The 12,689-nt window shown below is 57.5% G+C and carries 10 protein-coding genes; 7 read left to right on the top strand and 3 right to left on the bottom strand.

Translation table 11 applies throughout. The features are described from left to right. Window positions 1-100: 100 nt before the first annotated feature. From FGE05_RS26355 to FGE05_RS26345, 3 genes are all read left to right on the top strand, one after another. On the top strand, window positions 101-700 hold the full coding sequence (locus tag FGE05_RS26355; protein WP_139649572.1) for an FMN-dependent NADH-azoreductase: 600 nt from the start codon (window positions 101-103) through the stop codon (window positions 698-700). 207 nt (window positions 701-907) lie between these two features. Beyond that, window positions 908-2,776, top strand: coding sequence for an ATP-binding protein (locus FGE05_RS26350; RefSeq protein WP_139649570.1), 1,869 nt, complete (start codon window positions 908-910; stop codon window positions 2,774-2,776). A 76-nt stretch (window positions 2,777-2,852) separates the two neighbouring features. Next, a complete protein-coding gene (locus FGE05_RS26345; protein WP_139649568.1) occupies window positions 2,853-3,716 on the top strand; it encodes a carboxylate/amino acid/amine transporter in 864 nt (287 codons plus the stop codon). Here FGE05_RS26345 and FGE05_RS26340 read toward each other — a convergent pair. Beyond that, window positions 3,679-4,596 (bottom strand): LysR family transcriptional regulator, encoded by a 918-nt coding sequence (locus FGE05_RS26340; RefSeq protein ID WP_139649567.1) that lies wholly within the window; start codon window positions 4,594-4,596, stop codon window positions 3,679-3,681. The genes FGE05_RS26345 and FGE05_RS26340 overlap by 38 nt on opposite strands. 157 nt (window positions 4,597-4,753) lie before the next feature. On the opposite strand from FGE05_RS26340, the gene FGE05_RS26335 reads away from it, so the two are divergent. Beyond that, window positions 4,754-5,398: a hydrolase gene (locus FGE05_RS26335; protein WP_139649565.1), complete on the top strand. Its 645-nt coding sequence runs from the start codon at window positions 4,754-4,756 to the stop codon at window positions 5,396-5,398. Window positions 5,399-5,791: 393 nt separating this feature from the next. On the opposite strand, the gene FGE05_RS26330 is transcribed toward FGE05_RS26335, so the two are convergent. Further along, entirely contained in the window at window positions 5,792-7,090 is a 1,299-nt protein-coding gene (locus tag FGE05_RS26330; RefSeq protein ID WP_139649563.1) for a mechanosensitive ion channel family protein, read from the bottom strand. Between the two features lie 192 nt (window positions 7,091-7,282). Here FGE05_RS26330 and FGE05_RS26325 point away from each other — a divergent pair, with 192 nt between their 5' ends. Then, window positions 7,283-8,629 carry a DEAD/DEAH box helicase gene (locus FGE05_RS26325; RefSeq protein WP_139649561.1) on the top strand — a complete coding sequence of 449 codons (1,347 nt, stop codon included), beginning with the start codon at window positions 7,283-7,285 and terminating at the stop codon, window positions 8,627-8,629. Between the two features lie 235 nt (window positions 8,630-8,864). Here the strand turns inward: FGE05_RS26325 and FGE05_RS26320 are convergent, their stop codons facing one another. After that, on the bottom strand, window positions 8,865-9,140 hold the full coding sequence (locus tag FGE05_RS26320; protein WP_139649559.1) for a hypothetical protein: 276 nt from the start codon (window positions 9,138-9,140) through the stop codon (window positions 8,865-8,867). Between the two features lie 191 nt (window positions 9,141-9,331). Here FGE05_RS26320 and FGE05_RS26315 point away from each other — a divergent pair, with 191 nt between their 5' ends. Together FGE05_RS26315 and FGE05_RS26310 are read left to right on the top strand one after the other, a co-directional pair. Further along, on the top strand, window positions 9,332-11,845 hold the full coding sequence (locus FGE05_RS26315; RefSeq protein ID WP_257225723.1) for a glycoside hydrolase: 2,514 nt from the start codon (window positions 9,332-9,334) through the stop codon (window positions 11,843-11,845). A gap of 439 nt (window positions 11,846-12,284) precedes the next feature. Then, on the top strand, window positions 12,285-12,689 hold a 405-nt coding region (locus tag FGE05_RS26310), incomplete at its 3' end, for a POTRA domain-containing protein (RefSeq protein ID WP_139649557.1).

The raw sequence follows: 12,689 nt of genomic DNA, 5'->3' as shown, positions 1-12,689 counted from the left end.
TCGATGCTTTGCAGCAAATATTTGCGCTTTTTCATCGATATAGTCCCTATTAATCTCTGCTCCATCGACTGACAACACATTCAGATGGAGCCTACATCCCATGTCCCGCGTTCTGATCATTGAAAGCAGTGCCCGCCAGCAAGACTCGGTTTCCCGTCAACTGACCCAGACTTTCATCAAGCAGTGGAAAGCCGCTCACCCGGCCGATGAAATCAATGTCCGCGACCTCGCCGTCAATGCCGTGCCTCATCTGGACGCCAACCTGTTGGGTGGCTGGATGAAGCCCGCCGAGCAGCGCAACGACATCGAGAACGCTTCGCTGGAGCGCTCCAACCAACTGACCGATGAGCTGTTGGCCGCCGATGTACTGGTGATGGCCGCGCCGATGTACAACTTTGCCATCCCCAGTACTTTGAAAGCCTGGCTCGACCACGTGCTGCGTGCCGGGGTGACTTTCAAGTACACCCCCACCGGTCCCCAGGGTCTGCTGACCGGCAAGCGGGCTTTCGTCCTGACCGCTCGCGGCGGCATCCACGCCGGTGGCAGCTCCGATCACCAGGAACCCTACCTGCGCCAGGTCATGGCCTTCATCGGTATCCACGACGTGACCTTCATCCATGCCGAAGGCATGAACCTGGGCGGTGACTTCCAGGAGAAGGGCTTGAATCAGGCCAACGCCAAACTGTCCCAAGTCGCCTGACTTGTTAATCCTCGGGTAATCGTCGGGTGGTCTAGTGGCCTGGCGATTCCCTTCAAACCGTTTCGCGCATCGAACCTCCCTTTGCACTTATTGCTCCTGAGTGCAGTAGCCCGATTGAACGCATTGGCGAGATCGGGCTTTTTTTTGAGAATGGTTTTTAACCAGTCTTCACTCTATGCTGGGCGGACAGAATGGAGGCTGTGGACGATGTTCAGACTCAGGCGCAAAACATGGGCGTTACTTCTGGCCTACATCTTAGGGGTCAGTGGCTATATCTATTACCTCTATGTCGAGACCCAGGGGATCCTGACCGACAATATCAATAGCAAACTGCTGCATGCTGCGCTGGGCGCTTCGGCCATCCTCGGTGACGGCTATCATGACAACCTGATCGACAAACAATCCAAATCGCCGGCGCAAGACTGGGACGCCATTCAGCGGCTTTCCAGTTTCAATGAGTCAATGGGCACCGCCTTTGTCTACAGCGTGATCAAGCGCGATGGAAAGGCGTATCTGATCAGTTCCAGCGCATCGAAGAAAGAAATCGAGGAAAAGAACTTCGTGCGTTTCTTCGACCCTTATCCCGATGCCAGCCAGGCGTTACTCGACAGCTTCGAGCGCAGCGAGCCCACCTGGATCGACTACTCGGATCATTGGGGGGACTTTCGTGCGGTCTTCGTTCCGATGAAGTCGAAGGACGGTACGGTTTATGTGGCGGGGGCGGAGATGACGTTGGCGGATTACTACCACCAACTCAATCAGGATTCGCTGCACCATATCATTCTTGCCATTCTGGTTTTTCTCGCCTTCAGCCTTTTCCGCACCCGTGCGCATCTCCAGCAGTTGCAAACGAACGAACGGATATTGAATGAGGCAAAGAATGCCGCCGAGGAAGCGGACCGTTCAAAAACCAGATTTCTCGCCACCATGAGCCATGAGATCCGTACCCCCATGTACGGTGTTATCGGTGCAACCGAGTTGCTGGCACGTTCATCCCTGACTGTCGAGCAGAACAGCCTCCTGAAAACGATTCAAACCAGCGGACGAAGCTTGCTTTCGCTGATCGACAACGTGCTCGATCTGGCAAAAATCGAGGCGGGTAAACTTGAGTTGAAACCTCGTGTATTTGAATTGCGGAGCCTGGTTTCATCCAGCGTTGAAATCATCCAGCAGAGCATCAAGGACAAGCCGATCGTCATCGAGACGCAGGTTTCTGCGAGCGTACCTCATTGGGTTAAAACCGATCTCGATTGTCTGCGTCAGGTATTGATCAATTTGCTGGGCAACGCGATCAAGTTCACCGAAAGCGGAAAAGTATCGCTCACGGTCACGACGAGTGGACACGACGCTGGAGTCTGGCTCGACTTTTCCATACACGATACCGGCATAGGCATCCCCGAAGAGCGGCAAGGCAGTCTGTTCGAGCCCTTCGTTCAGCTTAAAGGCACCGTCAGTCAACGTTTTACCGGGAGTGGCCTCGGTCTTTCAATCTGCAAGAAACTGGTCGAAGCCCAGCAGGGGACTTTATCTTTTACCAGCCAATCGGGTGTCGGTTCGACGTTCTCTTTCTCGCTCCCTATGGAGCCTTTTCGAGGCTCGGAAATCCCCTTGGATGACGAGCATGCTGCAGTGGATTTCGACTCATATTTCGCCACGCGTTACCCGCTCGATATCCTGCTGGTAGAGAACCATCCAGTGAATCAGAAAGTGGCCATGGCGATGCTGGAAGCGCTGGGATATGTCTCTGATCTTGCCTCCGATGGCCTGGAGGCGGTCAGTCGCTGTGCGACGTCGATGCCAGAGGTCATTCTCATGGACATCAACATGCCTGTGATGGATGGGGTGGAAGCGATCCGCAAGATCCGTGCGCTGCCCCAGGGCGATGCTTGTTACATCGTTGCTTTTACCGCGAGTGTTTTTTCCTATGAGGTCGAACGTTTCAGGGCCGCCGGTGCCGATGACATTCTAACCAAGCCGGCAAATTTCCAGGCCGTGACCCGCGTGTTTCAGCGTGCAGCCAATGATCGGCAGCAACGCCAGGTTCGCACGCCGGCGGTGGATGAAGTGTCCTGTTGAAGTGGGTTTGGGGTGAACGCCTTTCACTGATCCGGCAAAAACCGCTATCTTCGCCGCCTTCCGAAACGAGGGGCGTATGGGCTATCTACTTTTTGTGACATTGATCCAGGCATTTTCCTTCAGCCTGATCGGCGAATACCTGGCCGGGCACGTGGACAGTTATTTCGCGGTGCTGGTCCGGGTGCTGCTGGCCGGGTTGGTATTCATTCCACTGACCCGATGGCGCCAGGTTGAAGCGTCGTTCATGCGCGGCATGCTGTTGATTGGCGCCTTGCAGTTCGGCGTGACTTACGTCTGCCTGTACCTGAGTTTCCGGGTGTTGACGGTGCCCGAGGTGCTGCTTTTCACCATCCTCACGCCGCTGCACGTCACCTTGATCGAAGACGCGTTGAACCGTCGTTTCAATCCTTGGGCACTGGTCGCTGCACTGGTGGCCGTGGCCGGAGCGGCGGTGATTCGCTATGACCGGATCAATCCGGATTTCTTCATGGGCTTCTTGCTGCTGCAACTGGCCAACTTCACCTACGCGGCCGGGCAGGTGTTGTACAAGCATCTGGTGGCCCGCCACCCGAGCGACCTGCCGCACTACCGGCGTTTCGGCTACTTCTACCTCGGTGCGCTGGCGGTGGCGTTGCCGGCGTTTCTACTGTTCGGCAAGGCCAATTTCTGGCCTGAAGCGCCGTTGCAATGGGGCGTGTTGGTGTTTCTTGGCCTCGTCTCCACTGCACTGGGGCTGTACTGGTGGAACAAGGGCGCCTGCCTGGTCCAGGGCGGAACCTTGGCGGTGATGAACAATCTGCACGTGCCTGTAGGGCTGTTGTTGAACCTGCTGATCTGGAACCAGCACGAGGCATTGGGCCGGTTGTTCCTGGGCGGCGGTGTCATTCTGCTTGCGGTGTGGATCAGTCGGTTGAGCCTGCGCAAGCCGCAGCCTGTCTAGTCGCCAGTTGTTCGACCAGGAAGTCGATGAAGGCCCGGGTTTTCTGTGGCAGGCGCCGGGCTGACGAATACACCGCGTTGATGCTGATCGCCGGCGCTTGCCATTCGCACAGCACCGGCACCAGCCGCCCGGCCGCCAGAGCGTCTTCCACAATGAAATCGGGCAACAGCGCAATGCCCATGCCGGCCTCGGCGGCCTGCGCCAGCAAGTCGCCGTTGTTGACGTGCAAGGGGCCGGTGACATTGACCCGTTGCGTCTCCTTGCCATTGCTCAATTGCAGGCTCACGCCACTTTGCAGGTAGCCGTAGTTGAGGCACTGGTGGGTGCGCAGGTCCTGGGGCGTCTGCGGGACGCCCGCACGGCTGAGATAAGCCGGGGCGGCAACCATGATGCGCGGCGCCGGCGCCAGTTGCCGGGCGATCATGGTCGAGTCGGGCATGCTGGCGATGCGGATGGTCACGTCGAAACCGCCGCGCACCGGATCGACCTGCTGGTCGCTGAGTACCACTTGCAGCTCGATGTTCGGATGCCGCTCATGGAACAGCGGTATCAGCTTGCCCAGCCGTCGCAAGCCGAACGACATCGGCGCGTTGACCCGCAACACCCCGCGTAACTCACCGATCCCATCCCGTGCCCGCTGCTCGGCCTCATCCAGGGCCGCCAGGACCTCCCGAGCCGCTTCGAAATACTCGGCGCCCGCTTCGGTGAGATGCAGGCTGCGCGTGGTGCGTTGCAGCAGTTGCACACCGATGGCTTCTTCCAGCGCTTGAATCTGCTTGCTGACCTTCGACCTCGGCACGTCCATGGCCCGGGCGGCTGCCGCGAAGCCGTTCTCGCCCACGGTGACGACGAACGCGCGCATGCATTCGATGCGATCCATGATTGTTCCTTTTTTAGAATCAATGATTCTCGATTTTAGGTAATTGTCCCTTTTTTGGCTAGCCCCTAAAGTACACCCATGCCGACGACATCACCGCTGAAGCAAACGTCGACAAACCCTAACCGATTGAAATTTCGACATTAAAAAGGAACACACCATGTCTATCCGCGAACTGCTGAACCCAACCAACTCCGCCCTGATCCTGATCGACCACCAGCCACAAATGGCCTTCGGCGTACAGTCGATCGACCGTCAAACCTTGAAGAACAACACCGTCGGCCTGGCCAAGGCAGCGAAGATCTTCAACGTACCGACGATCTACACCTCGGTCGAAACCGAAAGCTTCAGCGGCTACATCTGGCCTGAGTTGTTGGCAGTCCACCCGGATCAGAAGCCTATCGAGCGTACTTCGATGAACTCCTGGGAAGACAAGGCGCTGGTTGACGCGGTGAAAGCCACCGGCCGCAAGAAACTGATCATCGCGGCGCTGTGGACCGAGGTCTGCCTGACCTTCCCGGCACTTGAAGCACTGGCTGAAGGCTACGAGGTCTACATCGTCACCGACGCCTCGGGCGGCACCAGCAAAGAAGCGCACGACATGTCGGTGCAGCGGATGATTCAAGCCGGTGCGGTGCCGGTGACCTGGCAACAAGTGCTGCTGGAATTCCAACGTGACTGGGCACACAAAGAGACTTACGAAGCGGTGATGGGGCTGGTACTGGAACACAGCGGCGCTTATGGCATGGGCGTGGACTACGCCTACACCATGGTGCACAAGGCTCCGCAGCGTCAGGTCAAGTAACCAGCAGATAGCTACAACCCCTGTGGGAGCGAGCCTGCTCGCGATAGCAATCAATCAGACGACATCGATGTCGACTGGTATTGCCAATCGCGAGCAGGCTCGCTCCCACATGGGTTTGTGGTGTTCATGACTTTTGGCTATGACACGTGACCTGTGGAAGCCGAGCTTGCTCGCGATGACGGCGGCACATTCAAAATGGATGTTGACTGACCCACTGCATTCGCGAGCAGGCGCGCTCCCACATGGGTTTGTGGTGTTCATGACTTTTGGATATGACACGTGACCTGTGGGAGCCGAGCTTGCTCGCGATGACGGCGTCATATTCAAAGTGGATGTTGACTGACCCACCGCCATCGCGAGCAAGCTAGGCTCCCACAAGGATCGGTGGTGAATTCAGATCACCTGCTTCTGCTCCTCCGGAATATGACTTGCGCCCAACACCGCCGGCAGCAACCCTGAACGCAAATCCATGCCACTCGGCTGCTGATACAGGTTCAAGCCGAACTCCGGCATCACCGCCAGCAAATAGTCGAAAATATCCCCTTGGATGCGTTCGTAGTCGGCCCATGCGGTGGTGCGGGTAAAGCAGTAGATTTCCAGCGGGATGCCCTGGGCCGTGGTTTGCATCTGGCGGACCATGCAGGTCATGTTCGGCTGGATTTCGGGGTGGCTCTTCAAGTAAGCGAGGGCATAGGCCCGGAAGGTGCCCAGGTTGGTCATCCGGCGACGGTTGGCCGACATCGCCGCAACGTTGCCCTGGGCTTCGTTCCAGGCCTTGAGCTCGGCTTGCTTGCGGCTGATGTAGTCGGTCAGCAGACGAACATGGGTCAGGCGCTGTTCTTCCTCGTCATGCAGGAAGCGCACGCCGCTGGCGTCGATGAACAGGCTGCGCTTGATCCGTCGTCCGCCGGATTGCTGCATGCCGCGCCAGTTCTTGAACGACTCGGACATCAGCCGCCAGGTCGGGATCGAGACGATGGTCTTGTCGAAGTTCTGCACCTTGACCGTGTGCAGCGTGATGTCCACCACATCACCGTCGGCGCCGACCTGGGGCATTTCGATCCAGTCGCCGACTCGCAGCATATCGTTGCTGGTCAATTGCACGCTGGCGACGAACGACAACAGGGTGTCCTTGTACACCAACAGGATCACCGCCGACATCGCACCCAGGCCTGACAGCAGCAATAACGGCGAACGGTCGATCAGAGTCGCGACGATGATGATTGCGCTGAATACGTACAGCACCATTTTTGTCAGTTGCACGTACCCCTTGATCGAGCGGGTCCGGGCGTGTTCGGTGCGGGCGTAGACATCCAGCAGGGCGTTGAGCAGGGCGCTGAGGGTCAGCATCAGGAACAGAACGGTGAAGGCCGTGGCGACATTGCCGAGGAACACCAGGCTGGTCTTGCTGAGCCCGGGTACCAGGGGCAGGCCGAACTGGATGAGCAGCGAGGGCGTCATCTGTGCCAGGCGATGGAAGACCTTGTTGTGGCGCAGGTCGCTGACCCAATGCAGGGCCGGCTGGCGACCGAGCAGCTTGGCGCCGTGCAGGATCAGGTAACGTGCCACGCGTCCGAGCACCAGGGCAATGGTCAGCAGCAACATCAGGGCGAGGCCGGTATGCAGGAGCGGGTGCTGGTCGAGGGCTCCCCAGAGGTCTTGGATGTTGAACCAGAGCTGTTTGATGTCCATGGGCGAAACGGGTCTTCTATTGGAATTCGACGAGGGATTAGAGCATTTAAGCCTGCCGAAGTGACTGTTGATGGCGAGTCGGCCGTGAAAAAAGCCACTGATTGTCGCCGTTTGCATAAAGAAACTCGGCCTTCGCGCTCGAAACCGTTACCCTATGCAGCTGTTTTTTTGCATTTCTTCGAGGTAGCACCCGTGTTTTCCGAATTCGCCCTGCACGAACGCCTGCTCAAAGCCGTGGCCGAGCTTAAATTTGTCGAGCCAACGCCGGTGCAGGCAGCGGCCATTCCGCTCGCGCTCCAGGGGCGTGACCTGCGGGTGACGGCGCAGACCGGCAGCGGCAAGACCGCCGCATTCGTGTTGCCGATCCTCAACCGCCTGATCGGCCCGGCCAAGGTCCGTGTCAGCATCAAGACCCTGATCCTGCTGCCAACCCGTGAACTGGCCCAGCAGACCTTGAAGGAAGTGGAGCGTTTCTCGCAATTTACCTTCATCAAGTCCGGCCTGATCACCGGCGGCGAAGATTTCAAGGTCCAGGCCGCCATGCTGCGCAAGGTGCCGGACATCCTGATCGGTACGCCGGGGCGGATGATCGAACAACTGAACGCCGGCAACCTCGATCTGAAGGAAGTCGAAGTGCTGGTGCTGGACGAAGCCGACCGCATGCTCGACATGGGCTTTGCCGAAGACGTGCAGCGCCTGGTGGACGAATGCGCCAACCGCCAGCAGACCATGCTGTTCTCCGCCACCACCGGCGGTTCGGGCCTGCGGGAAATGGTCGCCAAGGTGCTGAACAACCCAGAGCACTTGCAGCTCAACGCGGTCAGCCAACTGAACTCCACCACCCGCCAGCAGATCATCACCGCGGATCACAACCAGCACAAAGAACAGATCGTGAACTGGTTGCTGGCCAACGAAACCTACGAAAAAGCCATCGTGTTCACCAACACCCGCGCCATGGCTGACCGCATCTATGGTCGCCTGGTGGCGCAGGAATACAAGGCGTTCGTGCTGCACGGCGAGAAGGACCAGAAGGACCGCAAGCTGGCGATCGATCGCCTCAAGCAGGGCGGTGTGAAGATCCTCGTGGCCACCGACGTCGCCGCGCGCGGCCTGGACGTGGATGGCCTGGACATGGTCATCAACTTCGACATGCCTCGCAGCGGCGACGAATACGTGCACCGCATCGGCCGTACCGGTCGCGCCGGCAACGATGGCCTGGCGATCTCGCTGATCTGCCACGGCGACTGGAACCTGATGTCGAGCATCGAGCGCTACCTCAAGCAGAGCTTCGAGCGCCGCACCATCAAGGAAGTCAAAGGCACCTACGGCGGACCGAAAAAGGTCAAGGCCTCGGGCAAGGCCGTGGGCGTGAAGAAGAAAAAGGTCGACGCCAAGGGCGACAAGAAGAAAACCGCCGCCAAGGCCCCGACCAAGCGCAAGACCGCCAACCGCCCGAAGACCGACGCTCCGGCGCTGGTCAGCAAGGACGGCATGGCCCCGCTCAAGCGTCGCAAGCCGCAAGCGCCAGCGGCTGAGTGAATCGGCCGTAAGGCTGCATAAAAGAACCGGACCTTGGGTTAATGCCAGTCAGTTAAGGATCAAATGGCACAACCCCTGTGGGAGCAAAGCTTGCTCGCGATAGCGACAGATCAGTCAACGTTGTTGCTGACTGACTTACCGCAAGCGCGAGCAAGCTTTGCTCCCACAGGTTTGTGGCGTAACTGATCGGCATTAGAACCTTGGGTCCGGTTTTTTATGCGTATTCGCCAAGCAATCAACCTGCCTTCTTCCCCGCATCCTTCAATTCCTCCAGGCGCTTATCAATCAACTGGCACTTGTCCGGCACGTCCTTGCTGGCGGTTTCCAGATCCATGGCCTGCAGCTCATCATTCATTTCCTTGGCCTTGGCCGGGTTCTGTTGGGTGAGCTTGCTCACTTCCTGAGCGAGCTGTTCACGCTTGGCGGTGGCTTCTTCGGGCGTACAGGTGGCCCAGACGGGCAAGGCGCAGATGAGCGTGGTAGCAAGGGTGAATTTCAGGAGGTTTTTCATGGTGTGGGCCTCGTATTCCTTGTTGGGCAGGTAAGGGGTTGAGGCCGATGTCGGGTGGAAAGTTCACTGACCGCACTTCTTTTCAGAATGAGCCTGGCCGTTATTAAACACTCGTCTACCATGGAAAAAACGACCGTTAGCGTTGCGCCTGCAACGCTGGGCCGCTCCTTGGAAAAGGATTATTCAAAGGAATGAAAGCTATGGCGCTTAGAGCGGTATTCAGTCGGCTGTTGTTGTGCCTGTGCAGCGTGTTCGTGGTCTCATCGACTTATGCGGAAAGCGTAATCATTGCCACGCCGCAACGAGGTGTGGGGATCGAAGTGGATGTATTCGACAGTCCTGATGCTATCAATGGAAAGCCGTCTGCGACCAGCAGTGTGCCAGCCACTTCGGTTGGGTTGTTTACACCCGCAGTGCAGTCGTTCAAAGGCAAGCTGTATATGTTCTGGGTCAGTGACAGTGATACCGCTCATATCTATTTTTCCACTTCGGTGGAAGGAAATAATTGGTCTTCTCCACAGACCATCCCCGTACCCAACCTCTTGGGTAATGTTTCAGTAACGGTGTTCAAGCAAAAGCTGATACTGACCTTTACCGGCCAAGCTCAAGTAAATAGCATCAGCTCGGAAGATGGCATGAACTGGTCCAACGTCAGTCCTATCACAGCCTCCAGTGATGCCGCCTATAACAGTCCTGTGGTGTACAACGGGCAATTGTTTGTCTTCTACTGCGAGGAGGACGACAGCACTGTTTATTACGTGACTTCGGACGACGGTCTTCAGTGGAGCCAGCCAAGTCTCGGATTCAAGGAAAACGCTTACAGGATCCTGAGCATAGTGCCGGTGGTTTATAACGGTGAGCTGTTGCTCTACTACTCTTATGATATTGGCCATTTGGCCGTACGTGCCTACGACCGCAGTGCTCATTGGGGCGATGAGCAAACGCTGTCGGGTATAGCCAATGAGCTTCTGTTGAGCCGCGCAACAATGATCGGCAACCGCATTTTTATCAGCAGTGGCACTAATACGTTCGCTTCAACCGACGGGGTCAACTGGAGTCCCTATTTTTCCAAGACGCTCGGGGATTTGACGGGCGCGCCGGGACTGGGTGTTTCCTATGCCATTACCACGGGCGATCTGACGACGGACAACCCGCAGCTGCCTGCGGACCTGGCGACGGGGCTCAGCCATACCGACTATGCAACCTTCGCCTGGCGGAGCTTTTTCGCCCTGAACAATACGGCCAAGACTCCGTTGCCGGCTAACCGTGGCGTCGGCAATCCCGACAGCAGCTTTGCCGATTCGGGCAAGGCCTCACAATCCCCCAACCCCTTGTTGTGGCAAACCTTCGCTCACCGTACCGAGCTGTTTCCGGCGGCAAAGGAGCAAAAGAATTCTGCAGGCGGTCCTATACGTCCATTTGGTTCCGCTCCGCAATACAGCTACATCCAGTTCCCCAACGGAGCACCCTTGGCGGCAGGCGCCACCTATGCCCATTACAACAATCTGGACGAGGCGACCCAGATAGGGCAGAACGCGATATTTTTCCCGGTCAACCCGCCGAATGCGGCGAAGACAGGAAGCGACTATGCCCCTTCGAACGACAGCCAGATCCTGTTCGAGGCCAAGGCCAACCCCGTCGTTTACGAGTATGCGCGAACCTTGAGCGATTTTCCGGGCCATATTGTGCTGCCCGACGGCGCGCTGGAGGTCAAGGCGGCATGGCGCAAACTGGCAGACATTCCGGTACAGAATCGCGCTCGCTACCACACGGCGACGGTGGTGACCTATCAGGGCAAGGACGATGCGCCGGTGGCGCACAATGAAGACTACGCGCTGGTCGCCCTGCATATCATCCACAAGACGCCCAACTACCCGACTTTCATATTCGCCACGTTCGAGCACGAGGATGCCCTGACCTTGTCCGATGGCAAGTCACCGAGCGGCCTTTATTACATCGCCAACTACAACGAGATTGCCTACCCCGGTCTCGATACTACAAACAATCCTCCGACCGCCACTTTCTCTGACGGCAACAAAACCTATACGGTTTCTTTGCCGAACGCGGGTCTCGTCGCCACTTCGAAGAATCCTGGCGTCTACTCCAACAGCAACGGGATTCCCGAAGGACAGGCCGGCCCGATCCGTGTAGTGCAACCGCCGACCATTTATTCCGAAGTTGAAGCGGTGAACAACCGGGTCAGACAGCTCATGGACGGCAGCAGTGAGTTCAACAATTCGGTCTGGAAGCACTATCGGCTTAAAGGTGTGCAAGCCATCCCGTCGAGCACTCAAACCGACCCGGATTACTACCTGGCCAATATCATGGTCGAAAGCAGCCAGCCGGGGATCCAGCTGTTTCGTGGCAGCAACGTATTCCCGATTCGGAATGACAACACCCTGACCAATGCCCGCAACCAACCGAACATCAATGTGCCGGATTATGACCACAGTACCCAAAGCCTGACCATGGGCGGCTGCATGGGGTGCCACGGCATTGCCCAGAGTTCACTGAAACAAGGTTTCAGTTTTCTGTTCGATGCCATCAATCCTATGCTCGGTAATAAACAAACCGGCTTTGCGAACCCGGAGACCGTAGGCTTGCCGGACCCGCGGACGATGAAGGAACGGGCCTTGAAATACTCTTTCGGTCCCCGGAATAGGGAGGCTATTGAGAAGGAGGCAAGTAGCAGACAAACACCTTGAGCGGTGAAGCGCGCAAGCACGGATAACCCCGCCTGCTGAAGCGGGCACCGCGCGCTTCGAAAAAAACCGGACGCTGGGTCTAATGCCACTCAGTTAAGCCACAAACCTGTGGGAGCAAAGCTTGCTCGCGATTGCGGTAAGTCAGTCAGCAGCAATGTTGACGGGGCTGTCGTTATCGCGAGCAAGCTTTGCTCCCACAGGTTTTGCGCCGTTTGATCCTTAACTGACTGGTATTAGACACTGGGTCCGGTTTTTTATGGGGACAGTGGCCACGGTGTCTGTCCGGTCGGGACTATTGGCCACTGAATAGGAGGCATCTGATTTCAGATCAATGGTTCCAGCCAGTAGCCTAAAAACTCGAATATTTAATTGACGTCAATATGATGGCTAACTAGTATCGCGCCACTATTTTGATGTCGCTTATATCGAGGGATCGAACATGTTCTCACCCGCCCTTTGGGCGAGGTTGTGCCTGGCTTTGCTGTGCCTGTCTCCGCTCACTCTGGCTCACGCCGCCCCCACCCCCGGTGAAACCGACCTGATCCGCGAGCGCCAGAACCGTTTGCTCGAAGAGCAGCGCCGGCGTCTGGAAGAGCTCAAGGACTTGCCCGGCCAGGAGGCGAAACCGACCCAGCCGACCGCGCCGGCCGATACCCGTTGCTTCCCCATCAAGACCATCGAGCTCAAGGGCGCCGACAGCCTTTCGGCCCGTGAACGCGAGCGGCTGCTCAAGCCCTACATCGGCCAATGCCTGGGCGTGCCCCAGCTCAATGAACTGCTCAAGGTCATCACCGACCACTACATCGAGAAAGGCCTGGTCACCAGCCGTGCCTACTTGCCGCAG

The sequence above is a fragment of the Pseudomonas sp. ICMP22404 genome, assembly GCF_006227205.1.
Classification (GTDB): domain Bacteria; phylum Pseudomonadota; class Gammaproteobacteria; order Pseudomonadales; family Pseudomonadaceae; genus Aquipseudomonas.
Note: the sequence above shows the minus strand (reverse complement) of the source record. Positions and strands in the feature narration are given on the sequence as shown.